This is a genomic window from Georgenia deserti (assembly GCF_042680605.1).
GTDB classification, from domain to species: Bacteria; Actinomycetota; Actinomycetes; order Actinomycetales; family Actinomycetaceae; genus Allobogoriella; species Allobogoriella deserti.
Genome location: NZ_JBHUEE010000001.1, coordinates 419,290 through 443,183 on the forward strand (window position 1 = coordinate 419,290; position 23,894 = coordinate 443,183).

General features: G+C 71.4%; 25 protein-coding genes. 16 read left to right on the forward strand and 9 right to left on the reverse strand.

Annotated elements, in window-relative coordinates:
* Window position 1: 1 nt before the first annotated feature.
* Together rimI and ACFSE6_RS02040 are read left to right on the forward strand one after the other, a co-directional pair.
* Window positions 2–517, forward strand: coding sequence for a ribosomal protein S18-alanine N-acetyltransferase (rimI, locus tag ACFSE6_RS02035; protein ID WP_388002029.1), 516 nt, complete (start codon window positions 2–4; stop codon window positions 515–517).
* Window positions 514–1,422: a sulfurtransferase gene (locus ACFSE6_RS02040; RefSeq protein WP_388002030.1), complete on the forward strand. Its 909-nt coding sequence runs from the start codon at window positions 514–516 to the stop codon at window positions 1,420–1,422. Before rimI ends, ACFSE6_RS02040 begins: the two co-directional genes overlap by 4 nt.
* Here ACFSE6_RS02040 and ACFSE6_RS02045 read toward each other — a convergent pair.
* Complete coding sequence (locus tag ACFSE6_RS02045; protein WP_388002031.1) at window positions 1,401–2,030, reverse strand: malonic semialdehyde reductase; 630 nt, start codon at window positions 2,028–2,030, stop codon at window positions 1,401–1,403. The two genes, ACFSE6_RS02040 and ACFSE6_RS02045, sit on opposite strands and share 22 nt — an antisense overlap.
* Before the next feature lie 217 nt (window positions 2,031–2,247).
* On the opposite strand from ACFSE6_RS02045, the gene ACFSE6_RS02050 reads away from it, so the two are divergent.
* The 4 genes from ACFSE6_RS02050 to tsaD all read left to right on the forward strand — a co-directional run bounded on the left by ACFSE6_RS02050 (window position 2,248) and on the right by tsaD (window position 6,931).
* Complete coding sequence (locus ACFSE6_RS02050) at window positions 2,248–2,958, forward strand: succinate dehydrogenase cytochrome b subunit (RefSeq protein ID WP_388002032.1); 711 nt, start codon at window positions 2,248–2,250, stop codon at window positions 2,956–2,958.
* Between the two features lie 6 nt (window positions 2,959–2,964).
* Window positions 2,965–4,998 (forward strand): fumarate reductase/succinate dehydrogenase flavoprotein subunit, encoded by a 2,034-nt coding sequence (locus tag ACFSE6_RS02055; RefSeq protein ID WP_388002033.1) that lies wholly within the window; start codon window positions 2,965–2,967, stop codon window positions 4,996–4,998.
* Window positions 4,995–5,738: a succinate dehydrogenase/fumarate reductase iron-sulfur subunit gene (locus ACFSE6_RS02060; RefSeq protein ID WP_388002034.1), complete on the forward strand. Its 744-nt coding sequence runs from the start codon at window positions 4,995–4,997 to the stop codon at window positions 5,736–5,738. Before ACFSE6_RS02055 ends, ACFSE6_RS02060 begins: the two co-directional genes overlap by 4 nt.
* A 140-nt stretch (window positions 5,739–5,878) precedes the next feature.
* Window positions 5,879–6,931 (forward strand): tRNA (adenosine(37)-N6)-threonylcarbamoyltransferase complex transferase subunit TsaD, encoded by a 1,053-nt coding sequence (gene tsaD / locus ACFSE6_RS02065; protein WP_388002035.1) that lies wholly within the window; start codon window positions 5,879–5,881, stop codon window positions 6,929–6,931.
* A gap of 21 nt (window positions 6,932–6,952) precedes the next feature.
* Here the strand turns inward: tsaD and ACFSE6_RS02070 are convergent, their stop codons facing one another.
* From ACFSE6_RS02070 to ACFSE6_RS02085, 4 genes are all read right to left on the reverse strand, one after another.
* The gene (locus ACFSE6_RS02070) at window positions 6,953–7,492 is read right to left on the reverse strand and encodes a hypothetical protein (RefSeq protein WP_388002036.1); all 540 of its coding nucleotides are present in this window, start codon (window positions 7,490–7,492) and stop codon (window positions 6,953–6,955) included.
* Complete coding sequence (locus ACFSE6_RS02075; RefSeq protein ID WP_388002037.1) at window positions 7,489–7,866, reverse strand: PadR family transcriptional regulator; 378 nt, start codon at window positions 7,864–7,866, stop codon at window positions 7,489–7,491. The genes ACFSE6_RS02070 and ACFSE6_RS02075 overlap by 4 nt, the downstream gene beginning before the upstream one ends.
* A gap of 114 nt (window positions 7,867–7,980) precedes the next feature.
* On the reverse strand, window positions 7,981–9,111 hold the full coding sequence (locus ACFSE6_RS02080) for a glutamate--cysteine ligase (RefSeq protein ID WP_388002038.1): 1,131 nt from the start codon (window positions 9,109–9,111) through the stop codon (window positions 7,981–7,983).
* A gap of 82 nt (window positions 9,112–9,193) precedes the next feature.
* Entirely contained in the window at window positions 9,194–10,414 is a 1,221-nt protein-coding gene (locus tag ACFSE6_RS02085; protein WP_388002039.1) for a class I SAM-dependent methyltransferase, read from the reverse strand.
* 97 nt (window positions 10,415–10,511) lie between these two features.
* Between ACFSE6_RS02085 and ACFSE6_RS02090 the strand changes: the two genes are divergently transcribed.
* Window positions 10,512–11,150, forward strand: a complete 639-nt coding sequence (locus ACFSE6_RS02090; RefSeq protein WP_388002040.1) for a hypothetical protein — start codon at window positions 10,512–10,514, stop codon at window positions 11,148–11,150.
* Between the two features lie 227 nt (window positions 11,151–11,377).
* Complete coding sequence (gene groES / locus ACFSE6_RS02095) at window positions 11,378–11,674, forward strand: co-chaperone GroES (RefSeq protein WP_388002041.1); 297 nt, start codon at window positions 11,378–11,380, stop codon at window positions 11,672–11,674.
* A 62-nt stretch (window positions 11,675–11,736) separates the two neighbouring features.
* Here the strand turns inward: groES and ACFSE6_RS02100 are convergent, their stop codons facing one another.
* Window positions 11,737–12,027 carry a WhiB family transcriptional regulator gene (locus ACFSE6_RS02100; protein WP_388002042.1) on the reverse strand — a complete coding sequence of 97 codons (291 nt, stop codon included), beginning with the start codon at window positions 12,025–12,027 and terminating at the stop codon, window positions 11,737–11,739.
* Window positions 12,028–12,297: 270 nt separating this feature from the next.
* Between ACFSE6_RS02100 and ACFSE6_RS02105 the strand changes: the two genes are divergently transcribed.
* Entirely contained in the window at window positions 12,298–13,257 is a 960-nt protein-coding gene (locus ACFSE6_RS02105; protein WP_388002043.1) for a MerR family transcriptional regulator, read from the forward strand.
* 190 nt (window positions 13,258–13,447) lie between these two features.
* Window positions 13,448–14,917 (forward strand): IMP dehydrogenase, encoded by a 1,470-nt coding sequence (guaB, locus tag ACFSE6_RS02110; RefSeq protein ID WP_388002353.1) that lies wholly within the window; start codon window positions 13,448–13,450, stop codon window positions 14,915–14,917.
* 8 nt (window positions 14,918–14,925) lie between these two features.
* On the opposite strand, the gene ACFSE6_RS02115 is transcribed toward guaB, so the two are convergent.
* A complete protein-coding gene (locus ACFSE6_RS02115; RefSeq protein WP_388002044.1) occupies window positions 14,926–15,645 on the reverse strand; it encodes an exonuclease domain-containing protein in 720 nt (239 codons plus the stop codon).
* Window positions 15,646–15,809: 164 nt separating this feature from the next.
* Here ACFSE6_RS02115 and ACFSE6_RS02120 point away from each other — a divergent pair, with 164 nt between their 5' ends.
* From ACFSE6_RS02120 to ACFSE6_RS02145, 6 genes are all read left to right on the forward strand, one after another.
* A complete protein-coding gene (locus tag ACFSE6_RS02120; protein ID WP_388002045.1) occupies window positions 15,810–16,586 on the forward strand; it encodes an NUDIX hydrolase in 777 nt (258 codons plus the stop codon).
* Window positions 16,587–16,595: 9 nt separating this feature from the next.
* On the forward strand, window positions 16,596–17,720 hold the full coding sequence (locus ACFSE6_RS02125) for a GuaB3 family IMP dehydrogenase-related protein (protein WP_388002046.1): 1,125 nt from the start codon (window positions 16,596–16,598) through the stop codon (window positions 17,718–17,720).
* 71 nt (window positions 17,721–17,791) lie between these two features.
* Window positions 17,792–18,211 (forward strand): GNAT family acetyltransferase, encoded by a 420-nt coding sequence (locus ACFSE6_RS02130; RefSeq protein ID WP_388002047.1) that lies wholly within the window; start codon window positions 17,792–17,794, stop codon window positions 18,209–18,211.
* A gap of 194 nt (window positions 18,212–18,405) precedes the next feature.
* Entirely contained in the window at window positions 18,406–18,672 is a 267-nt protein-coding gene (locus tag ACFSE6_RS02135) for an HPr family phosphocarrier protein (protein WP_388002048.1), read from the forward strand.
* Window positions 18,673–18,772: 100 nt separating this feature from the next.
* Window positions 18,773–20,191, forward strand: a complete 1,419-nt coding sequence (locus tag ACFSE6_RS02140) for a class II fumarate hydratase (RefSeq protein ID WP_388002049.1) — start codon at window positions 18,773–18,775, stop codon at window positions 20,189–20,191.
* A gap of 33 nt (window positions 20,192–20,224) precedes the next feature.
* The gene (locus ACFSE6_RS02145) at window positions 20,225–20,722 is read left to right on the forward strand and encodes a DUF1990 family protein (RefSeq protein ID WP_388002050.1); all 498 of its coding nucleotides are present in this window, start codon (window positions 20,225–20,227) and stop codon (window positions 20,720–20,722) included.
* Here the strand turns inward: ACFSE6_RS02145 and ACFSE6_RS02150 are convergent.
* Both ACFSE6_RS02150 and pta read right to left on the reverse strand, forming a co-directional pair.
* Window positions 20,631–21,821 (reverse strand): acetate/propionate family kinase, encoded by a 1,191-nt coding sequence (locus tag ACFSE6_RS02150; protein ID WP_388002051.1) that lies wholly within the window; start codon window positions 21,819–21,821, stop codon window positions 20,631–20,633. The two genes, ACFSE6_RS02145 and ACFSE6_RS02150, sit on opposite strands and share 92 nt — an antisense overlap.
* On the reverse strand, window positions 21,818–23,893 hold the full coding sequence (pta, locus tag ACFSE6_RS02155; RefSeq protein ID WP_388002052.1) for a phosphate acetyltransferase: 2,076 nt from the start codon (window positions 23,891–23,893) through the stop codon (window positions 21,818–21,820). Before pta ends, ACFSE6_RS02150 begins: the two co-directional genes overlap by 4 nt.
* Between the last annotated feature and the right edge of the window lies 1 nt (window position 23,894).

Sequence of the window (23,894 nt, forward strand, 5' to 3'; positions counted from 1 at the left end):
CATGACCGAATCCGCGGCAGGCGGTGGCGCGCACGAGGACGTGCGCCTGCGACCTCTGGGTCTGGACGACCTGGACCGGGTCATGGACCTCGAGGTCGAGCTGTTCGGTCCGGGCGCCTGGAGCCGCACCGCGTACGTCGAGGAGCTGACCACGGCTCCGGGACGGCACTACGTCGCGGCCGTCGTCGGTGACCGTCTCGTGGGCTGGGCGGGCATCGCCGTCGCCGACGAGGCCGAGATCATGACGGTCGGGGTGGATGCCGGCCACCGACGCCGCGGCATCGGACGGCTGCTGGTCGACGCCCTGCTGGAGGTGGCCCGACGGGAGGGCGCCGGCACCGCTCTGCTCGAGGTGCGGGCGAGTGACGCCGGAGCGCAGCGGCTCTACGCCCGCGCGGGCTTCACCCCGATCGGCCGGCGCCGGAACTACTACCAGGCCGAGCGGGAGGACGCGGTGGTCATGCGGGCCCGGCTGCGCCGCGGGCCCGGACCGGTCGGTGCGGAGGCGACCAGATGACCCGACCCGGCAGCGACCCGGCCGGTGCGGCGCGCGAGCAGGTGCTGGTCAGCGCCGGGGCGCTGGCCCGCGACCTGGACGGCGCCGACCCGCCCGCATTGCTGGACGTGCGCTGGGCCCTGGACCGGCCAGACGGGCGCGCGGACTTCGTCTCCGGGCACCTGCCCGGCGCCGTCTACGTCTACCTGGAGTCCGAGCTCGCTGCGCCGCCCAGCCCGGCTGCCGGGCGCCACCCCTTGCCTGCGCCTGCCGCGCTGCAGTCCGCCGCCCGTCGGTGGGGTCTGCGTCACGGCCGGCCGGTCGTGACCTACGACGACGTCGGCGGGACCTCGGCCGCGCGGGCCTGGTGGCTGCTGCGGTGGGCCGGGCTGAGCCGGGTGCGGATCCTCGACGGTGGGCTGCCCGCGTGGCGGGCAGCCGACCTGCCGCTCGAGACCGGTGCGGTCACCCCGGAACCCGGCGACGTCGTCCTGCCCGTCGCGGCCGGCGCCGAGCCGGCCATGCCGACCGTGGACACCGACACCGTCGCGGCAATGCCGGGCTCCGGCGTCGTCCTCGACGCCCGGGCGGGGGAGCGGTATCGCGGGGAGGACGAACCGGTGGATCCACGCGCCGGGCACATCCCCGGGGCCCTCAGCGCCCCGACGGCGGACAACCTCGACGCCGAGGCCAGGTTCCGCACTGCCGGTGAGCTGCGCGACCGGTTCACCCGGTTGGGCGCCACCGGCGATGCACCGGTCGCCGTCTACTGCGGCTCGGGAGTCACGGCCGCGCACGAGGTGGCGGCGCTGGCCTCGATCGGGGTGCGTGCCGCGCTCTATCCGGGCTCGTGGTCGCAGTGGTCGGCCGACCCGGAGCGACCCGCGGCCACCGGGGACTCCGCTCAGAGGACCTGGCAGGCCTGATCGAACTCCAGGCGGCCGGCGCGAGGGCGCTGGGCCGCCGGGTCCTCGGGGTCCGGGGCGTGACCGACATTGACGACGCAGAGCGTCCTCCAGCCGTTCTCCCGGTGGACCACCGAGTCCACGCCGGCTGCGTCGAGCCCGACCATCGGGCCCACGTGCAGGCCGTGCGCCCGCAGGCCCAGGATCAGATAGCCGAGCTGGAGCCAGGTGTTCTGCCGGGCCATCGCCTCACGTCGGTCCGGGTGGTCGGCGAACGTCTCGCGGGCACCGGTGCGGTGCGGGGCCAGGTGCGGCAGGTGTTCGTGCCAGTCCGGGTCGTACGCGACGACGAGGGACAGCGGCGCCGCGGAGGTCTTCGCGCGGTTCGCCTCCCACACGTGAGTGACGACCTCCTCGCGGATCTCGCGGTCGGCCAGCACTGTCATGCGCAGCGGCTGGATGTTCATCGACGTCGGTGCCCAGCGCACATCCTCGTAGACGCGCCGCACGAGGTCCGGATCGACCGGCTCGGAGGTGAACGTGTTCGTCGTGTGCGCCTCGCTGAACAGGACGGCACGGGCGTCCTGATCGAGTGCGGGCACGGTGGTGCGGGTCTCGATCTCGGTCACGTCCGCGTCCAACCGGAGCCGGTCCGGCCCGTCTTCCCGGCCGCAGCGGTGATTTGGGACACGCCGACCGGTCCGACGACGCTGCGGGAACCCGGACGCGTTCCGCATCGTTGTGCCTGAAGAGGGGCCGGAGGACCCGCAGGTGCCGCGGGGCGTGCGTGCGGCCCGCCCCCCGAGGTGGACCGAGCCGCCCTGCGCCGTCGCTAGGATCGAAGGCATGGTCACGACCCCAGCGCCGCCCGTGCCCACGGTTCCACGACGGGCGCGGTACACCACGGTGGCCCTGAAGTGGGCGATGGCGATCTCCGGGATCCTCTTCGTCCTCTTCGTCCTGGTCCACATGTACGGCAACCTCAAGGCGTTCCAGGGCCAGGAGGCCTTCGACGGCTACGCCGAGAGCCTGCGTGATCTGCTCTACCCGTACCTGCCGCACACGGGCTTCCTGTGGATCCAGCGGGTGGTGCTGACCCTGGCGGTCCTCGTCCACGCGGGCGCCGCGTTCGCGTTGTGGCGCCGGAACAACGCCGCCAGGCCGCAGCGGTACGTGGCCACCAAGCGCACCGCGCAGACGTACTCTTCGCGGACCATGCGGTGGGGTGGGGTCATCCTGCTGCTGTTCGTCGTGTTCCACATCCTGCAGTTCACGACCGTCAGCTTCGAGGTCGGCGGCAGCTTCGACAGCCCCTACGAGCGGCTCGTCGCCGCCTTCTCCGCGGAGAACTGGTGGGTGTACGCGGTCTACCTGCTCGCCATCGTGGCGTTGACCATGCACGTGCGGCACGGCGTATGGAGCGCGCTGCAGACCCTTGGCACCTCTGACCGCACCCGGCAGCGCGGCATCAACGTCGTCGCGTACGTGGCTGCGGCGGCGCTGCTGATCGGCTTCATGCTGCCCCCGACGGCAATCCTGCTCGGCTTCGTGAACTGAGGACTGATGACCACCACTGAGACGCCGAAGACGCAGCCGGCCGAGAGCGACGACCTCGTCGCGGGCCTGTACCGCGAGGGCGAGCCGATCGCCGACACCAAGGCACCGGGTGGGCCGCTGTCCGGCCGGTGGGCCGAGCGCCAGTTCTCCGCCCGGCTGGTCAACCCGGCCAACCGGCGCAAGATGCGCATCATCATCGTCGGGACCGGCCTGGCGGGCTCGTCCGCCGCCGCCACGCTCGGCGAGGCCGGCTACAACGTGGACGTGTTCTTCTATCAGGACAGCGCGCGCCGGGCGCACTCCATCGCGGCCCAGGGCGGTATCAACGCGGCGAAGAACTACAAGAACGACAACGACTCCGTCTACCGGCTGTTCTACGACACCGTGAAGGGTGGCGACTTCCGCTCGCGCGAGTCGAACGTCTATCGGCTCGCCGAGGTGTCCTCGAACATCATCGATCAGGCCGTGGCCCAGGGCGTGCCGTTCGCCCGCGAGTACGGCGGCCTGCTCGACAACCGCTCCTTCGGCGGCGTTCAGGTCTCCCGCACCTTCTACGCCCGCGGCCAGACCGGCCAGCAGCTGCTCATCGGCGCCTACCAGGCGCTGCAGCGGCAGGTGGCCGCCGGGACCGTCACCTCGCACAGCCGCCACGAGATGCTCGAGCTCATCGTGGTCGACGGACGTGCTCGGGGCATCGTCGCCCGCGACATGGTCACCGGTGAGATCGAGACGCACCTGGCCGACGTCGTCGTGCTGGCGACCGGTGGTTACGGCAACGTCTTCTTCCTCTCCACCAACGCCATGGGCTCGAACGTCACGGCCTCCTGGCGCGCGCACCGCAAGGGCGCCTACTTCGGTAACCCCTGTTACACCCAGATCCACCCCACCTGCATCCCCGTCTCCGGCTCGCATCAGTCCAAGCTGACCCTGATGTCGGAGTCGCTGCGCAACGACGGGCGCATCTGGGTCCCGAAGGACCCGGCCGACGCGGACAAGGACCCCCGGGACATCCCGGAGGAGGCCCGCGACTACTACCTGGAGCGGATCTACCCCGCGTTCGGCAACCTCGTCCCGCGCGACATCGCCTCCCGCGCGGCGAAGTACCAGTGCGACGACGGCAAGGGCGTCGGACCGGCCGTGGACGAGGTCCAGCCCGACGGGTCGACACGCAAGGTCCGGCGCGGGGTGTATCTCGACTTCGCCGACGCCATCAAGCGGATGGGGCGCCCGGCGGTCGAGGCCAAGTACGGCAATCTCTTCGACATGTACCAGCGCATCACCGGTGAGGACCCGTACCAGGTCCCGATGCGGATCTACCCGGCGGTGCACTACACGATGGGCGGGCTCTGGGTCGACTACGACCTGCAGTCCTCGATCCCCGGCCTGTTCGTCACCGGCGAGGCCAACTTCTCCGACCACGGCGCGAACCGCCTCGGTGCGTCGGCCCTCATGCAAGGGCTGTCGGACGGCTACTTCGTGCTGCCGAACACCATCAACGACTACCTGGCCGACGCGCCCTTCGAGAAGGTGCCGCAGGACCACCCGGCCGTCGTCGAGGCGCAGCAGTCGGTGAACTCGCGCGTGCAGAAGCTGCTCTCGGTGAACGGCTCCCGCTCGGTCGACTCCTTCCACCGCGAGCTCGGTCAGATCATGTGGGAGTACTGCGGCATGGAACGCACCGAGGAGGGGCTGCAGTACGCCGTCGGCCGCATCCGGGAGCTGCGGGAGCAGTTCTGGTCCGACGTGCGCGTGCTGGGCAGGAACGAGGAGTTCAACCAGGCCCTGGAACGGGCCGGCCGCGTCGCGGACTTCCTGGAGCTCGGTGAGCTCATGTGCATCGACGCGCTGCACCGTCGTGAGTCCTGCGGCGGCCACTTCCGTGCCGAGTCGCAGACCGAGGACGGCGAGGCCGTTCGGCACGACGACGAGTTCGCCTACGTCGCCGCGTGGGAGTGGGGCGGCGAGAACGGCGAGCCAGTCCTACACAAAGAGGACCTGAACTACGAGTACGTCGAGATGAAGCAGCGGAGCTACAAGTGAAGATCACCCTCAGGGTCATGCGTCAGGCGGGCCCGGACGCGGAGCCGCGGCTCGTCGACTACGAGCTCGTGGGCATCAGCGAGGACATGTCGTTCCTGGAGATGCTCGACGTCCTCAACGAGCAGCTCACCGAGCGCGGCGAGGACCCGGTCGCGTTCGACTCGGACTGTCGCGAGGGCATCTGCGGCATGTGCGGGATCATGATCAACGGCCAGGCCCACGGCCCGGAGCGCACGACCACGTGCCAGCTGCACATGCGCTCGTTCTCCGACGGCGACGTCATCACCCTCGAGCCGTGGCGCGCCGGTGCCTTCCCCGTCATCAAGGACCTCGTGGTCGACCGGTCCGCCTTCGACCGCATCATCCAGGCCGGCGGTTACATCTCGGTCAACACCGGAGCCGCCCCGGACGCGCACGCCACGCCGGTGCCCAAGGCGGACGCCGACCGGGCCTTCGAGGCCGCGGCCTGCATCGGGTGCGGTGCGTGCGTGGCGGCCTGCCCGAACGCCTCCTCGATGCTGTTCACCGCGGCCAAGGTCACCCACCTCGGCCTCCTGCCGCAAGGGCAGCCGGAGCGCGAGGCCCGCGTGGTGAGCATGCTGCAGCAGCAGGACGCCGAGGGCTTCGGCGGCTGCACCAACATCGGCGAGTGCGCCGCTGTCTGCCCCAAGGAGATCCCGCTGGACGTCATCTCCACGCTCAACGCCGACCTCGGCAAGTCCCTCGTCCGCAACAAGTAGCCCCGCCACGGCGACTCGTCGATCATGTGCCGACTCGTCAACAAGGTCCCGAGTCGTCAGCCGTGTGACGACTGGTCAGTCGTGTCCGTGCCGGAGGCGCCGAGTCCCCACCCGAACCGGCCGATGGCTAACCTGAATCCGTGAGTGAACCCCTCGTCCTCGGCATCGAGACCTCCTGCGACGAGACCGGCGTGGCCCTGGTCCGTGGGCGGGAGTTGCTGACCGATGTGACCGCCTCGTCCATGGACGAGCACGCCCGCTACGGCGGGATCGTGCCGGAGGTCGCCTCCCGTGCGCACCTCGAGGCCTTTCTGCCTACCTTGGACACCGCCCTCGAACGGGCCGACGTCGACCTGGCCGAGGTCGACGCGGTCGCCGTGACGGCCGGGCCCGGACTCGTCGGCTCCCTGACCGTGGGGGTGGCGGCGGCCAAGGCCCTCGCCCTGTCCACCGGCAAACCGCTCTACGGCATCAACCACGTCGTCGGCCACGCCGCCGTCGACGAGCTCGTGCACGGGCCGTTCCCGGAGCGGTTTGTCTCGCTCGTGGTCTCCGGTGGGCACACCTCGTTGCTGCTGGTGGATGACATCGCTACCGGGGTGCGCGAACTCGGCCAGACCCTCGACGATGCCGCGGGGGAGGCGTTCGACAAGGTTGGCCGGCTGCTCGGGCTGCCCTACCCCGGCGGCCCGCACGTGGACCGTCTCGCGCAGCAGGGCGAGAAGGACGCCATCCGCTTCCCGCGCGGGCTGACGGGCGGGAAGTACGCCAAGGACGCCGCGAAGTACGCCTACGACTTCTCCTTCTCCGGCCTGAAGACCGCCGTGGCCCGGTACCTCGAGGGCTACGAGGACCGAGGCGAGGAGGTCCCCGCCGCCGACGTCGCCGCCGGATTCTCCGAGTCGGTGGCGGACGTGCTGGTCACCAAGTCCCTCGACGCCTGCGCGCGCAACGACTGTGACACGCTCGTCGTCGGTGGGGGGTTCTCGGCGAACTCGCGGTTGCGCGAGCTCGCGGCGGAACGCGCGGCCGAGCGCGGCATCACGGTACGGATCCCCCCGATCCGCTACTGCACCGACAACGGCGCGATGATCGCTGCGCTCGGGTCCGCCGTCGTCCGCTCCGGCGCGGCGCCGTCGAGCTTCGACATCCCGACCGACTCGGCCATGCCGCTGGAGACCGTCCGCGTCTGAGCCGGTGCGTGTCCTGCCGACTCAGCCGGCGGTTCCGCGACGGCGCCCGAGTCGCCAGACCCGGGCGAAGCCGAGGAAGACCCCGACGGTGACCAGCAGCGTCCAGTGCTGGCCGTCGAGTTCCACCCACACCCGATCAGGGGTGTTCACGACCGTGAACTCCGACCAGAGCAGGTGCGCGCGCACACCGTCCTCGCCGGCGAGGGGCGCGGCCTGCACGAGCGCGATGACGAACACGACCGCGGCGAGCAGGCACACGGTCAGCCAGACGCACGCGGCGGCCCCACCGGTCGCCCACAGCGGGCGGTTCGGGCCAGGCCGCAGGCTGTCGCTGTAAGCGGCCGCGAGATGGCGGGCCTTGCCGACTTCGCCGATGGCGGCGCGCATCGAACGGCCCTCCGCGGCCGCATCGAGGTCACCGCGGAGCTGGGTGAGGACCGCTGTGCGATCCGTCGACGGTGCGTCGTCCTCGAGCCAGAGCGAGACGTGGGCCAGGTACAGCTCGCGCCGGATCCGCTCATGCCAGGAGCGGCGGCGCGTCGCGGGAGGTGTGATGGTCACGGGGCAACCTCCGGAACGGTGCGGGCGCGGTGCGGGCCCGAGGTGAGGACGACGGCGACGACGTCACCGAGCTGGTGCCAGCCTCGCCGCTGCCGGGTCAGCAGCTCGAGGCCGGACTCGGTGGGGGTGTAGTACTTGCGGGCCGGCCCTGAGCTGGACCGGACGAGGTAGGCGGTGAGGTGGCCGTCGCGTTCCAGCCGGGTCAGCACGGGGTAGACCGAGCCGGCGGCGACGTCGACCAGGCCCGCGTCCTGCAGGCGGGTGACGAGTTCGTAGCCGTAGGAGTCTCGTTCGCGCAGCAACGCCAGGACGAGCATGGGGAGCACACCCTTGAGGAGCTGCGGGTCCCGCGCCGGGGACGCTGGTGTGGCCACGGCGAGAGGTTATACCCGCTAATAGGTATAGACAAGTAGCGGGTGACGGGACCAAGCTGGCCGCCACGAGTACCCGGGCGGTCGGACTTCGACGAGCGGTTACGGACGCTCGGCTCACAGCGGTGTGCCGGCGCGCATCTCGGCCACCAGGGAATCGGTCACCGCGTCGAGCCCGTGCCCGGCTGCCACCCGCAGTTGGCGCTGGTAGGACGCGCCCTCGTCGAGGATCTGCCGGACAGCCGCCAGGTCCTCCAGACAGCCGAGGCGGTGCGCTACCGGCTCGAGCTCGACGAGCATGCCGGCGACCGTGTCGGAGACCGGTTCCTCCTCGCCCTCGCCGTCGCGGATGAGGATCGCGTCCATGCCGTACCGCGCCGACCGCCACTTGTTCTCCATGACGAACCACCGCGGCGCCGTCGGCAGCTCCTGCCCGGCGTCCAACATCGCGGAGTAGTGTTCGACGAGGCAGTGCGTCAGTGCTGAGGTGGCCCGCAGCTCCTGGACGTTCGTCGCGGCGTCGCACACCCGCACCTCGATCGTGCCGAACCGCGGCGACGGGCGGATGTCCCAACGCACCTCGGAGAAGTCCTCGATGACCCCGGTCCGGGTCATGTCCTCGACGTAACCGGCCAGCTCCGGCCAGGTGTCGAACTGGTACGGCACGCCCGCGGTGGGCAGCTGCTGGAACATCATGGCCCGGTTGCTCGCGTATCCCGTGTCCTGGCGGTCCCAGAAGGGTGAGGACGCCGCAAGCGACTGCAGGTGCGCGAATCGGGTGAGCAGGGCTCGCATGATCGGCAGCACCTTCGATCGCTGCTCGACGCCGACGTGCACGTGAATGCCGTACAGCAACATCTGCCGGCCCCACCATCGGGTGCGGTCGATGAGGCGCGCGTAGCGTTCGCGGTTGGTGACCTTCTGGAACGCCGGCCGGGCGAACGGGTGGGAACCGGCGCCGGCGAGTTCGATGCGCAGCGGTTCGGTGACGGCGCGCAGGTCGGTGATGGCGCGCTCGAGGTCGTCGGTGGCCTCCCGGACGGTCCCGCGGACGCCGGAGACCACCTCGACCGTGTTGACCAGGAGCTCGGGGTGAACGTGGGGGTGGGCGGTGCCGTCCGAGCCGCGCAACCGGTCCAGCACGGTCTCCGCGTTCTGGCGCAGGTCGCCGCTGTCCGCATCGAGGAGTTGCAGCTCCCATTCGATGCCGACCGACGAGCGCTCCGACCGTGCGAAGTCCAGGCCCACGGGTGCCAGTCTGCCCGGTCGACGCTGCCGTGCATGCCGGGTCGCGGGGCGTGGTGGGGACGTGCCGCCGTCTCGACCCCCGTCAGAGGGGCTCGACGACGAGCACGCTCTGGCGTCCGCGCAACCGCGTCAGCACGATGGTGGCCTCGCCCTCGCCCGCCAGACTCAGCTGACGGCGGAGCTTCTCCGGCTCGACGGCGGTGCCCCGCTTCTTGATCGTCAACCGCCCGACGCCGCGCTCGCGTAGGTAGCCGCGAAGGCGCTTGAGGCTGAACACGAAATGGTCGAGCACGCGGTACCCGGTCGCGAACGGGGTCCGGGCCGGCGTGTCGGTGGTGAGGTAGGCGATGTCCTCGCTGAGGAGGCCGGCGTCGAGGTCCTCGGCGCACCGGGCCACCAGGCCGGCCCGGATGACGGCGCCGTCGGGTTCGTAGAGGTAGTCGCCGACGTCGCGGACCGCGGCCGCCCGGGGCGGAGCGTGGGGGGCGGCCGCGTCCGTGCCGCGCACGGCGTCGGACTCGGTGAGGGTGTGCGCATCCTCGCCGGCGAGAAGCAGTGCGGACCGGCCGGGCCCCTCCGGCGCGAGTGGGCCGAACCACAGGCCGGCCTCGACGACGTCGCCGTCCACGGAGACCCACTGGGCGTGCGTGTCCGCAGGCAGCTCGGCGCGGTCGACGCCCGGTGCGATCTTCACGCCCAAGGCCGGCACCTGCTCACGCAGGGCGAGGACGTCGGCCAGCGGGGGAGCGTAGGCGGCCGGGTCGAAGACGCGACGTCCGGAGCGCGTCCGGCGTGCCGGGTCGGCGAAGACCGCGTCGACCCCCTCGGCGGCGAGGTCGAGCTCGAGGGCGTCCGCGTGCCGCACGGTCGCCGTGGGGAAGAACCGCAGGTTGACGGTCGCCAGTGCCGCCGTCGCCTCGTCCGCCTCGACGGCGAGAACCGGGATGCCGAGGGCGGACAGGGCCATCGCGTCACCGCCCAGGCCGCATCCGAGATCGGCGACCAGCTGTGAGCCGGCCGCCCGGTACCGGCGTGCGTGGTGGGCGCCGACGCCGAGCCGCGTCGCCTGCTCCAGACCGTGCTGGGTGAAGAGCATGCCGGCGGCGAAGTCGCCGAACTTGGTAGCCGCACGCGCCCGCAACCGGGACTGGGTCAGTGCCGCCGAGACCAGATCGGGGTCGACCCCGCGGGCGCGCAGGCCGTCGGAGAGCCGCAGCGCCGCCTCCTCGGAGTAGGGCGGGAGCTTCTCCAGCAGGGCCCATCCGTCCGGTTGCAGGAGCCTGGTCAGGGCGGCGGAATCCACCCGGCGATCCTAGATGGCCTCCATCGTTCGACGGATCCGCGCTGGTCACGGCCCCGCTAGTGTCCTGGTCGAGAATGCGTCGTGGACAGGGGGAGCAGTGGCCGGGAGCTGGCGACGACGGCGGCGGCTGAAGAAGGTCAAGCCCGGCGACGGCCGGCCGTTGCGTCCCTACCGGCGCAGGCACGGGCTGTGGCGCTCGGTGTTCGAGGTCGACCTCGAAGGGCATCGGTACGCGCTCGACGTCGACCATTTCGACCTCGACGGCCGGGCACGCCTGTACCTCGACGGCCGTCGGCACGCCGTCGCCGAGATGCCCGCGGCCTTCCCGGTGCCCGGCGGGGTCATCGAGGCGGAGTCGTCGACCTACGGCCTCAAGCGCGCCCATCTCGTCCTCGACGACGGCACCGAGTATCAGCTGCGTCCCGTCCCGCACAGCCCCGAGGCGTGGCGCGCCGACCTCGGCCGGCGAAGCCCGGGGGTGAGCAAGGCCATGGCAGGCGGTGCGATCACGGTTCTCGTGGTGGCCCTGGTGCTCGGCCTGCCGCAACTCGCTGAACAGATCACCGCCATCCCAGCGGTCGCCGAACGCGTGGGAACCGTGACCGCCCCGATCACGCTGCCGGCCTGGCTGAACACCGCGCTCACCGTCGGCGGCGTCCTCGCCGGCCTGGAGCGTGCCCTGACGTTGCGATACCACTGGCTCATCGACGGCGACACCGGCTGGTTCGGTGAGTGAGACGAGTTCCCGTGACACGTTCGGAGATCGACGACGACACGTCGTCAGGGGTCTAGCACTCACCTTGACCGAGTGCTAACTCCCGGCCTAGATTTACTCGCGGCGCGACCCTCACGGTCGCGGCAGTCTTCACCGAAGACGGTGCGTCCGACACCCGCGACGGCGGCCGCACGGCGACGGTGATGCACCCATTGTCCGTCCCATCTCATGCGAAGGGGAGGTCCGCAGTGTCGGTCTCCATCAAGCCGCTCGAGGACCGTATCGTCGTGCAGACCCTCGAGGCCGAGCAGACCACGGCCTCTGGCCTGGTCATCCCGGACACCGCCAAGGAGAAGCCCCAGGAGGGCACCGTCCTGGCGGTGGGCCCGGGTCGTGTCGACGACAACGGCAACCGCATCACGCCCGACGTCAAGGAGGGCGACGTCGTCATCTACAGCAAGTACGGCGGCACCGAGGTCAAGTACGGCGGTGAGGAGTACCTGATCCTCTCCGCTCGCGACGTCCTCGCCGTCGTCGACAAGTGACGCGGTAGTCCAGCACGGACGAAGCCCCGGCCGATCGGCCGGGGCTTCGTTCTGTCTCGGCGTCAGGCCGCAGCCGTGCGGCGACGAGTGAGTTCGTCGAGGCGCTCGTCCTCGCTGAGTCCGCCCCAGACCCCGTAGGGCTCGCGGACCTGGAGCGCGTGCTCGCGGCACTGCTCGATGACCGGGCACGTGGCGCAGACGGCCTTGGCGGCGGCATCGCGGCGCCGTCGGGTGCCACCACGTTCACCCTCGGGGTGGAAGAACAGGTCCGGGTCGGCTTCTCGGCACGCACCCTCGTACTGCCATTCCCACAGGTCCATCACCGGGCCGGGAAGACGGGACAGCTCAGCCATGTCACCGATCCTTTCGTCGGGTTCCTCGCCACGTGGGCGAACAACGCACTGAACAAGTTGCTGAACAACTTGCTGAGCAAGCTAGCAACCGATGCGTGCATTGTTCAAGGGGGTTGTTCAGAACGGCAGGGCTGGCTGTTCAGTGACACGATTCATTGCGTGGGCCAGCGCGTCGGGTAGCGTCCGTTTCGCCGGCGCGTCAGTATCGATCCCATGAAGGCCGTGCACGGCGGCGCCGGCCCGTCCCCTACCTCCGGAAGCGATACCCACGTGTCAGGCGACATCCAGCCGGACAGCCACGCGAACGGGCACCTCAACGGCTCGAGCGAGCGTCCTGCGCCGTTGACCGTGGCCGGCGTGGCTCAGCGTCTCGGTGTCGCCGCCTCGACTCTGCGGACCTGGGACCGGCGTTACGGGCTCGGGCCCTCGGCCCACGTGGCCGGCTCGCACCGCAAGTATTCGCCGGACGACGTCGCGCGCCTCGAACGCATGCGGGAGCTGACGCTGCAGGGCGTCGCCCCGGCGGACGCTGCGCGGGCCGCCGTCGCCTTCGATCCCGCCCACCCGGAGGCGAGTCCGGCACCCTCGCAACTCGTGCGGGAACGAGCGCCGGTCGAGCGCCTCCTCGTCGACCCGCTCTCGCTGGCGGCTGCCGCCGTCGAGCCGGACCCGCGGCGAGTCAAGCGCATGGTCGAGCAGGAGGTCGAGGACCGTGGCGTCGTGCGCGCCTGGACCGGGGTGGCCGGACCGGCCCTGGAGATGCTCGCTCAGCGAGAGAAGACGGACCTGCCGGGGGTGGAACCGGAGTCCGTCCTGCGTGCGGCCTTCCTCACCGCCGTTCGTGATGCGGCCGTCCGCGACGACGCCGCTCACCGCCGCGCCGACCTCGTCCTCCTCTGCGCCGACGAGTCCCAGCGCCTCCAGGCGCACGTGGTCGGTGGTGGGCTCGCCGAGGTGGGGGTGCAGGCACGTGTCCTGCGGGCCGAGGTGGTGCAGGATCCCTCGCAGGTCCTCGACGTCGTCGACCGTCGTCGGGCCGGGGTGCTGGCGGTCTTCGGGGCCGTCCCCGGGGCGGAGGACCTGGTGACAGCGGCATCCGAGCGTGGCGACGTCGCCATCTTCCTCGTCGGGGACGCCGCGCCGAGTCTGTGGTTGCCGCATGTCCACCGCGTGCGCACTCTCAGTGCCGCCGTCGAAGAGATGGCTGCCGCGATATCCACCCACGTCTGAGCCGTTCGCGGCGCCTGTGTCGGCCGCCACGCCCGCGGGCCTGCCCGTCCCCGGCCCGCGCACGTAGGATCGAGGCGTGGCTGAGACGGTGACCGAGACGAGTCAGCTTGCTTCCGCTGCCGGCGAGCCGCGTGAGGTCGCGGCCCCGGCGCCGCCCGCAGGCAAGCACGATCCCTTCGGTCAGCTCGGTCTGACCTACGACGACGTGTTGCTGCTCCCCGGGTACTCGGACTTCGCCCCGGCCGACATCGACACCACCTCCCGTCTGACCCGTGAGCTCAGCCTGCGGGTGCCGCTCATGAGCGCCGCGATGGACACCGTCACCGAGTCCCGGATGGCCATCGCCATGGCGCGTCAGGGCGGCATTGGCGTTCTGCACCGCAACCTCTCGATCGCCGACCAGGCCTACCAGGTCGACCTCGTCAAGCGGACCCAGACCGGCATCATCACCAACCCGGTCACCATCGGTCCCGACTCCACCCTCGAAGAGTTGGACGCCCGCGCCGGCGAGTACCGCATCTCCGGGTTCCCGGTCGTCGATGCGGAGGGTCGGCTGATCGGCATCATTACCAACCGGGACCTGCGCTTCACCCCGGCGGCCGAGTGGGCGAGTACCACGGTGGCGGACGTGATGACGCCCATGCCCCTCATCACCGGGCCGGCGGGCATCTCCCGCGAGGACGCCACCCTCCTGCTCCGCAAGCACAAGCTCGAGCGGCTGCCCCTCCTGGACCAGGACGGGCGCCTTACCGGGCTGATCACCGTCAAGGACTTCGTCAAGTCCGAGCAGTTCCCGCGCGCCTCGAAGGACGCCCAGGGCCGGCTGCTCGTCGGCGCCGCGGTCGGATACTTCGGCGACGCCTGGGAGCGGGCCACCACGCTGATCGACGCCGGCGTGGACGTCCTGGTCGCGGACACCGCCCACGGTCACGTCCGGATGCTCATCGAGATGGTCGAGCGTCTCAAGAAGGATCCGGCCACCCGGCACGTGCAGGTCATCGGCGGCAACGTCGCCACCCGCGAGGGGGCCCAGGCGTTCGTCGACGCCGGGGCGGATGCCGTCAAGGTCGGCGTCGGACCGGGATCGATCTGCACCACGCGCGTGGTCACCGGCGTCGGCGTCCCACAGGTCACCGCCGTCTACGAGGCCTCCCGGGCCTGCCGGCCGGCCGGTGTCCCGGTCATCGCCGACGGTGGAATGAAGCACTCCGGTGAGATCGCCAAGGCGCTGGTCGCCGGAGCGGACACGGTGATGCTCGGGTCCCTGCTGGCCGGATGCGAGGAGTCGCCCGGTGAGACGGTGCTGGTCGGCGGCAAGCAGTACAAGGCCTACCGCGGCATGGGCTCGCTCGGCGCGATGTCCTCGCGCGGGAAGAAGTCCTACTCCAAGGACCGGTACTTCCAGGCCGAGATCGCCAGCGACGACGAGATCGTCCCCGAGGGGATCGAGGGCCGTGTCGCCTACCGCGGCACGCTCGCCGGAGTCGCGCAGCAGCTCATCGGCGGCCTGCACCAGTCGATGTTCTACGTCGGCGCCCGGACGGTGCCGGAGTTGCAGGCCAAGGGCACGTTCACCCGGATCACCCAGGCGTCGCTGCAGGAGAGCCACCCGCACGACGTCCAGATGGCCGTCGAGGCGCCGAACTACACCGGTCGCTGAGCCGCTCGTCAGCCCGCGGCGGCCAGCGCCACTGGCAGTGGCCACGACGGGTCGACCGGAGGGCGCGCATGCTCGTCGGCAAGGCGGCGGGCGTTGCACCCTTCGGCCCAACGGCGGTACTGACGCGCCTGCCACGGTTGCAACTCCGCCACCGTCAGTTCGCCGATGCCCGGGAAGGCGGCCGCGATGCCGGTGAGGACTTCCAAGGTGGCCAGCACGTCCACGTCGGCCGCGTGCAGGTCCGCGCGAGTCTGCACGCCATAGTGCCCGCACAGGTCTCCCAACGTCCGTGGCCCCTCCCGCTCCGTGTCCAGGCCACGGTCCAGCACGAGCGGGTCGATGACCGCCAGCGGGCCGCCGACCCGTTGCGTCAACCGCGGGAGCCGATGCCGGTCGAGCTCGTGGTCGAGCAGGGCGAGGTCGAACGTGGCGTTGTAGGCGACCAGCGGCACGCCGGCATGCTGCGCGGCGGCGATCGCGGTGGCGATCTCCTCGAGCGCCATCGCCGACCGGACGCCCTCGGCGCGGACCTGACGGGTGGTGAGGCCGTTGACCTCGCTCGCCGCCGTCGGGATGGGCACACCGGGGTCGATCAGCCAGGTCCGGACCCGGGTGCTCGGGCCGGCACGGTGGACGAGGGCCGCGGAGACGATCCGGTCCGACGCGACGTCGACCCCGGTGGTCTCGGTGTCGAAGCCGAGGAACTCGCCGTCACACCAGCTGCTCACGTGGACCTCCTTGCCCCAGCACTGTGCCAGCACCCGCCCACATCGCCGAGCAGGGCGCGCTGACCGGCATGTCGCACCCTCGCTGCCTCGGTCGGCGGCGGGCACCGGAGCCAGCGGGTGTGACGCCACCTGTGGTCGAATGCCTCTCGTTGGGAGGAGCAGCCATGACACAGTCGAGCAGCGCGGAGGAGTGGCGGGCGCAGCTCGCCGAGCTCGTGGCGCGCTCCCGGGCCGGGACGCTCGCGCCGCTCGGCGGTATCCACACCTACGACCCTCAGGCCGTCACCGGGTACCGCGAGGCCGCCGTCCTCATGCTCTTCACGACGACGACGCCAGGGTCCGGGCCGGCGAGGGCCCGCCGGCAGGCCGCCTCGGCCGAGGACGACAGCACCGGCCTGCCGGACGTCTTCCTCGTGCAGCGTTCGCGGGAGCTGCGTCAGCACCCGGGCGAGATCGCGTTGCCCGGCGGCCGCCTGGAGGTCGACGAGGACGCCGTCTCCGGAGCGCTGCGGGAGGCGCACGAGGAGATCGGCCTGCACCCGCGATTCGTCGAGGTGATCGGCCCCATCGCGCCCCTGGCGATGCCGCACAGCCGGTTCGTCGTCACGCCCGTGCTCGGCTGGACCGACCACCCCGGGGCAGCCACCGAGATCGAACCGGGCGAGGTGCTCCACACCATCCGGGTACCGGTAGCGAGGCTCGTCGCCCCGGAGGTGCGGTGCTCGGCGACGTTCGCCGGCCGGCGCTCGACCGGCTTCCTCCTGCCCGACGGCCTGGTCTGGGGGATGACGGCCAACCTGCTCGACCACGTGCTCGCCGAGCTCGGCTGGGCCGGTCCGTGGGACCCGGGGCGGGAGGTGGCGATCCGCCGAGGCCCGGGCGGGGTGTGGGAGATCGCCGCGCTCCCCGCCGACCACGAGCCGGCCGGCGGCGGCAGGTAACCTGCCACGGTGAGCAACGAGTTCGAGATCGGCAAGGCCAAGTTCGGCCGGCGGGCCTACAGTTTCGACGACGTCGCCGTCGTCCCCTCGCGCCGCACCCGTGACCCGGAGAACGTCTCCGTGAGCTGGCAGATCGACGCCTACCAGGTGGACATGCCCGTCCTGGCCGCGCCGATGGACTCGGTCATGTCGCCCGCGACGGCCATCGAGCTCGGCCGGCTGGGCGGCATCGGGGTCCTCGACCTCGAGGGACTGTGGACGCGGTACGAGGACCCGACGCCGGTGCTGCAGGAGATCGTCGACGTCCCCGCCGAGGAGGCGACGGCGCGCATGCAGCGCCTGTACGCCGAGCCGATCAAGCCCGGGCTCATCACCCAACGGCTCGGTGAGATCCGCGACGCCGGCGTCACCGTTGCCGGCAGTCTGAGCCCGCAACGTACCCAGGAGCACTGGCGCACCGTCGTCGAGGCCGGCGCCGACCTGTTCGTCATCCGGGGAACCACCGTCTCCGCCGAGCACGTCTCCTCCCGTGCCGAGCCGCTCAACCTCAAGCGGTTCATCTACGAGCTCGACGTGCCGGTGATCGTCGGCGGCGCGTCCACCTATACGGCGGCGCTGCACCTCATGCGCACCGGCGCGGCGGGCGTGCTCGTCGGCTTCGGCGGGGGAGCGGCGCACACCACCCGCATCTCGCTCGGCATCCACGCGCCCATGGCCTCCGCGGTGGCCGACGTCGCCGCCGCACGGCGCGACTACCTGGACGAGTCGGGCGGTCGGTACGTCCACGTCATCGCCGACGGCGGCGTCGGGCGTTCGGGTGACCTGGTCAAGGCGGTCGCGTGCGGCGCCGACGCGGTCATGCTCGGCGCGGCGCTCGCGCGGGCCGAGCAGGCACCTGGGCAGGGGTGGCACTGGGGTCCGGAGGCCCACCACCCCGAGTTGCCGCGTGGCGAGCGTGTGCGGGTGGAGACGGTCGGCACGCTCGAGGAGATTCTGCACGGGCCGTCGACCAGCGCCGACGGCACGTTGAACCTCGTCGGTGCGTTGCGCCGGGCGATGGCCACGACGGGCTACTCCGATCTCAAGGAGTTCCAGCGCGTCGAGGTCGTCGTCTCGCCGTACAGCCCGTTCTGACTGTGGCCGCCGTGGCCAGACCGGACCGTTGCGGCGGGGCTGAGCGAGGCGGCGACGGACCGGCGTGTTCGGTGCCCGTGATCGGTGAGATGACCGAGGGGGAGGGGCCCGCCGTCGTCCGGCTGTGGGAGACCTGTGGTCTTACCCGACCGTGGAACGACCCGACGGCGGACCTCGACCAGGCCCGTCGCGGCGCCACCTCCACGGTGCTTGTGGCACGGGACGACGGCGTCGTCGTGGGGTCTGTCATGGCGGGCATGGACGGGCACCGCGGGTGGATCTATTACCTCGCCGTCACCCCTGAGGTTCAGGGCACGGGCGTGGGAGCAGAGCTGACCCAGGCCGCGGAAAGCTGGCTCGCGTCGGCGGGCGCCCGTAAGGTCCAGCTCATGGTCCGCGACGGCAACCCGGCTGCGGGCTTCTATGAGCGGCTCGGCTACGAGCGCCAGCACGTCACGGTGCTCGGGCGTTGGCTCTCGGTAAGGGAATGACGCGGCGGATCAGTGTCCGTCGAGGTGCCGCACCGTCGCGCGACCAGGGCGCGGTGGCTCCCGGAGCAGACGAGCCGCGCTGAGTTCCGGGTGCCATGCCGGCGTCGTGCCGGTTCCCCGGGACGTGCCCGTCTGTCGTACCCTCCCTGTCACCAGGTGCGGAACGGACCGCATCCGGACAGGAAGGACCGTCCATGGCCCAGCGAAGTGCCGTCGTCGCCGCCAAGGTCGGGCTGCACGCCCGTCCCGCCGCCGTGTTCAGCAAGGCCGCCGCGGAAAGCGGGCTTGCCGTGAAGATCTCCAAGTCCGGCGCGGACCCGGTCGACGCCAGCAGTGTGCTCGCCGTGATGACCCTCGGTGCCAACCAGGGCGACGAGGTCACCCTCACCGCGGACGGGGAGCGGGCAGAGAAGGTGCTCGACGAGCTCGCCGACCTCATCACGCGCGAGCTCGACAGCTGACTCGGGACGAGGCAGGTCCGTCGTCCGTCGCCGGGGCGCGCTGCGGGTGAAAGAATGGCCGGGCCGTTCAGCGCGACAGACCGACGAGGAGAGGCGCCAGGTGAGCCAGGAGCAGACCGCCAGCACCGAGGACTTTCGCATCGAGCACGACACCATGGGTGAGGTGCGTGTCCCACGTGACGCGCTCTACTCGGCGCAGACGCAGCGCGCGGTGGAGAACTTCCCGATCTCTGGGCGCGGCTTGTCGGGCCACCACATCTCCGCGCTCGGTCAGGTCAAGCGTGCCGCCGCGATCGCGAACGCGGAGCTCGGCGTGCTCGACCAGGACGTCGCCGAGGCGATCGTCGCCGCCGCGGAGGAGGTCATCGCGGGCACCCACGACGCGCACTTCCCGGTGGACGTGTTCCAGACCGGCTCGGGCACGTCGTCGAACATGAACACCAACGAGGTGGTCGCGAACCTCGCCTCGGCCCGGCTCGGCCGCGCCGTGCACCCGAACGACCACGTCAACGCATCGCAGTCCTCCAACGACGTCTTCCCGTCCTCGATCCACATCGCCGCCACCCAGGCCATGGTCGACGACCTGCTGCCCGGGCTGGAGACGCTGGCCGCCTCGCTCGAGCGCAAGGCGGAGGAGTTCGCCGACGTCGTCAAGTCCGGCCGGACGCACCTCATGGACGCCACTCCGATCACGCTCGGGCAGGAGTTCTCCGGCTACGCCACCCAGATCCGGTACGGCGTCGACCGCGTCCGCGCGACCATGCCGCGGCTCGCGGAGCTGCCCTTGGGCGGGACCGCCGTCGGCACCGGGATCAACACCCCGGCCGGCTTCTCCCAGCGGGTGATCGAGCTCATCGCCGAGCACACCGGCCTGCCGCTGGTCGAGGCGTCGAACCACTTCGAGGCCCAGGCCGCACAAGACTCCCTCGTCGAGACCTCGGGCGCGTTGCGCACCATCGCCGTCTCGCTGACGAAGATCGCCAACGATCTTCGGTGGATGGGGTCCGGGCCCAACACCGGGCTCGGGGAGCTGCGCCTGCCGGACCTGCAGCCGGGCTCATCGATCATGCCGGGCAAGGTCAACCCGGTGATCCCGGAGGCGACCGTCATGGTCGCCGCCCAGGTCATCGGGAACGACGCCGCCATCGGCTTCGCCGGCGCGCAGGGGAACTTCGACCTGCTCGTCACGCTGCCGGTGATGGCGCGCAACCTGCTCGAGTCGATCACGCTGGTCGGCAACATCTCCCGGGTGCTGGCCGAGCGGACCGTCGACGGCCTCGTCGCCGATGAGGAGCGCTGCCTCCAGCTCGCCGAGTCCTCGCCGTCGATCGTCACCCCGCTCAACCGCATCATCGGGTACGAGGCCGCCGCCACCATCGCCAAGCACGCGGTGGCCAAGGGCATCACGGTGCGGGCGGCCGTCGAGGACCTCGGCTACGTCGAACGCGGCGAGGTCACCGCCGAGCAGCTCGACGCCGCGCTGGACGTGCGGTCGATGACCGGCCCGGCCCAGGGCTGACGTGACCGGCCGCGGCGGCGTCGTCTCGAGCTCGTGCTCGGCCCGCGGTTCGCGCGGATGGGCGGCACCGACGAGGTCATCGAGCTGACCGAGACAGAGTCCACGGCTCGCCTGACCTACCGCACCCTGCCCGGGCACGCGGAGCGCGGCGAGCAGACGTTCGAGCTGGCGACCGACGGCGGACGCCTGCGCTTCCGCGTCTCGTCGGAGTCGGTGACCGCACACCGCCTGCTCGCGGCGTTCGGAACCGCGGCCCGGCTGGGCCAGCAGTACATGGCGATGCGCTACGTCGGCGCCATGCGACGCCTCTTGGTTCGGGGGCCGGCCGCTGCGCGACCACGATGGACGAGTCGAGGTGCGAGTGACGAGGGGGGCTGGGCCCGAGTCGGCACAGGATTGACGAGTCGGCACAGAGTTGACGAGTCGCGGGTCAGGGCGGTCAGCGCAGCGAGGCGGCCTGGCGGGCGATGGCGAGCTCCTCGTTCGTGGGGACGACCAGTACGGTCACCGCCGCGCCCTCCGGTGAGATGATCCGCTCCCCGGCCGAGTCCGCCTCGTTGCGTGCGGCGTCCACCTCGACACCGAGGAACTCCAGCCCCTCGGCCAGCCCGCTGCGGACGCGGCCGTCGTGCTCGCCGACCCCGGCGGTGAACGTCAGCGTGTCGATCCCGCCCATGACGGCGGCGTAGGCGCCGACGTACTTGCGCAACCGGTGCAGGTAGACCTCGATCGCCAGCGCGGCGTCGGCGTCGCCGGCGTCGACCAGGCGCCACACCTCACGCATGTCGTTGTGCCCGGTCAACCCCTTCATGCCGGACCGGCGGTTGAGCAAGTCGTCGACCTCGCCGAGGCTCATGTCCGTGTTCCGCACGAGATGGAAGACCACGGCCGGGTCGATGTCGCCCGTGCGGGTGCCCATCACCAGCCCTTCCAACGGCGTCAGGCCCATCGAGGTGTCCACGGCACGGCCGCCCACCACCGCCGATGCGGATGCGCCGTTGCCCAGGTGCAGCACGACCTGGCGCAGGTCGTCCCGGCCGAGCAGGTCGTGCACGCGTCCCGAGACGTACTCGTGCGAGGTGCCGTGCGCCCCGTAGCGGCGGATCCGGTGGTCCGTGGCCACCTTCCGGTCCAGCGCGTAGGTGGCCGCACGCGCCGGCAGCGACCGGAAGAACGCCGTGTCGAAGATCGCGACGTGCGGGACGTCCGGCAGCAGCTCCCGGGCCACCTCGATACCGGCCAGGTTCGCCGGGTTGTGCAGCGGCGCGACGGGGGAGAGGCGCTCGATCTCGCGGGTCACGGAATTGTCGATGAGGACGGGCCCGTCGTAGCGCAGCCCGCCCTGGACCACCCGGTGGCCGACGGCCACGATGCCCGCCTCGGCGAGCGAGGGCCCCGCCTCCTCGAACAGGTCCAGGACGGTGCGCAGCCCGGCGCCGTGATCGGGCACCGGGTCCGATCGCTCGGTGGTCCGCGTCCCGGCGGTGTGCTCGACGTGGCCGCTGTCCTCGCCGATCCGCTCCACGAGGCCGGAGGCGAGCACGTCACCGGATCCCGGTTCGAGCAGCTTGTACTTGATCGAGGAGGACCCCGAATTGATGACCAGGACCGTGCCGGTGCCGCCGGTCATGCCGCACTCCCGTCCTCGGGCGCCTGCGACTGCACGGCGGTGATCGCCACCGTGTTGACGATGTCGCGGACCAGGGCCCCGCGGGAGAGGTCGTTGACCGGCTTGTTCAGCCCCTGCAGCACCGGCCCGACGGCGACGGCGCCGGCCGTGCGCTGGACCGCCTTGTAGGTGTTGTTGCCGGTGTTGAGGTCCGGGAAGACGAACACGGTGGCCCGGCCGGCCACGTCCGAGCCGGGCAGCTTCGCCGCCGCCACCGAGGCGTCGACCGCGGCGTCGTACTGGATCGGTCCCTCGACCACGAGGTCCGGCCGTCGCCGGCGGACCAGCTCGGTCGCCGTGCGCACCTTGTCCACCTCCGCCCCGGAGCCGGACTCGCCGGTCGAGTAGGACAGCATCGCCACCCGCGGGGTGACCTCGAACCGGGCGGAGGTCTGCGCCGAGGAGATGGCGATGTCGGCGAGCTGCTCGGCGGTCGGTTCCGGGTTGACCGCGCAGTCACCGTAGACCAGGACGCGGTCCGCAAGGCACATGAAGAACACCGAGGAGACGATCGAGGTGCCCGGGGAGGTCTTGATGATCTCGAACGAGGGCCGGATGGTGTGTGCCGTGGTGTGCGCGGCGCCGGAGACCATGCCGTGCGCCGCGCCGGTGTGGACCATCATCGTCCCGAAGTAGGAGACGTCCTGGACCACCTCACGGGCCCGCTCGACCGTCATGCCCTTGTGGGCGCGCAGCCTGGCGTACTCGCCGGCGAAATCCTCGAGCAGGTCCGAGGTGGCCGGGTCGATCACCTCCGCGCCGTCGAGATCGAGCCCGAGTTCGGCGGCGCGGGCGCGTACCTGCGTCGGGTTGCCCAGCAGCGTCAGCTCGGCCACCCGGCGGGAGAGCAGTGTCGAGGCGGCCCGTAGGATCCGGTCGTCGTCACCCTCCGGCAGCACGATGTGCCGCGGGCTCTCGCGGGCTCGTTCGATCAGCCGCGACTCGAACATCAGTGGCGTGACGACCTCGGAGACCGGCACCTCGAGCGCGGCCAGCAGCCGGTCGGAGTCCACGTGCTCCTCGAACAGTGCCAGTGCGATGTCGCGCTTGCGCTGCGTGCCGCGCGAGAACGTCCCCCGCGTGCGTGCCACCAGGGACGCCGTCGGGTAGGTGTCGTGCGGCGTCGTCATGATCGGCAGACGCTGCCCGAGCCCCTCGACCATCCGCAGCACCTGCTCCGGGGGACGGAACCGTCCGTTGAGGACGATGCCGGCGAGTGTGGGGTACTGATCGGAGGCGTGCGCCGCGACCAGTGTGACGAGCACCTCCGGCCGGTCCGCCGCGGCGATGCACAGTTGCCCGTCGTGCAGCCGCTCGAGGATGTGCTCGGTGTTCATCCCGGCGACGAGCATGTGCTCGGCCTCGCGGTCGAGCAGGGCCTCGTCACCGAGCAGCAGGTCACCGTCCAGCGCCGCGAGCAGGTCACGCACCGTCGGTGCGGACAGCAACGGCACCTCGGGCAGCACCCACGCGGCCCGGCCCTCGGCGGACAGCCGGCCACGCACCTCCTCGACGAGGTCCGGGGGGCACCGGTTGACCACGACGCCGACCGTCCGGGCGTGCTCGTGAGCGATCTCCGCCGTCGAGGCCTCCACCACACGCACGATCTCCTCGGCCGTGCGATCGACGCCGGAGACCACCAGCAGGACCGGGGCGCCGAGGTTCGCGGCCACGCGTGCGTTGAACGCCAGCTCCGCCGGCGCCGCGACGTCGGTGTAGTCCGACCCGACGACGATCGTCACCTCGTGCTCACGCGCCACCGGCGGGAAGGCGTCCACGATGCGGCTCAGTGCCCCGTCGGCGTCGGCGTGGACGTCGTCGTAGGTCACCGCCAACGCGTCGTCGTAGGCGAGGTCCAGGCCCTGGTCGAGCAGCAGCTCGACCACCGTGTCCCGTCCGGACCGGCTGCGGGTGACCGGCCGGAAGACCCCGACGCTCTCCACCCGTGCGGCGAAGAGCTGCACCAGGCCGAGAGCGATCGCGGACTTTCCGGTGTGCCCCTCGGAGGAGGCGATGTAGATGCTGCGCCCCATC

What these genes read in the sequence shown, in the direction of transcription:
- rimI (WP_388002029.1), top strand. Translation starts at nt 2, where the DNA reads ATGACCGAATCCGCGGCAGGCGGTGGCGCGCACGAGGACGTGCGCCTG.
- ACFSE6_RS02040 (WP_388002030.1), top strand. Translation starts at nt 514, where the DNA reads ATGACCCGACCCGGCAGCGACCCGGCCGGTGCGGCGCGCGAGCAGGTG.
- ACFSE6_RS02050 (WP_388002032.1), top strand. Translation starts at nt 2,248, where the DNA reads ATGGTCACGACCCCAGCGCCGCCCGTGCCCACGGTTCCACGACGGGCG.
- ACFSE6_RS02055 (WP_388002033.1), top strand. Translation starts at nt 2,965, where the DNA reads ATGACCACCACTGAGACGCCGAAGACGCAGCCGGCCGAGAGCGACGAC.
- ACFSE6_RS02100 (WP_388002042.1), bottom strand. Translation starts at nt 12,027, where the DNA reads ATGGCTGAGCTGTCCCGTCTTCCCGGCCCGGTGATGGACCTGTGGGAA.
- ACFSE6_RS02120 (WP_388002045.1), top strand. Translation starts at nt 15,810, where the DNA reads ATGACACAGTCGAGCAGCGCGGAGGAGTGGCGGGCGCAGCTCGCCGAG.
- ACFSE6_RS02135 (WP_388002048.1), top strand. Translation starts at nt 18,406, where the DNA reads ATGGCCCAGCGAAGTGCCGTCGTCGCCGCCAAGGTCGGGCTGCACGCC.
- ACFSE6_RS02150 (WP_388002051.1), bottom strand. Translation starts at nt 21,821, where the DNA reads ATGACCGGCGGCACCGGCACGGTCCTGGTCATCAATTCGGGGTCCTCC.
- pta (WP_388002052.1), bottom strand. Translation starts at nt 23,893, where the DNA reads ATGGGGCGCAGCATCTACATCGCCTCCTCCGAGGGGCACACCGGAAAG.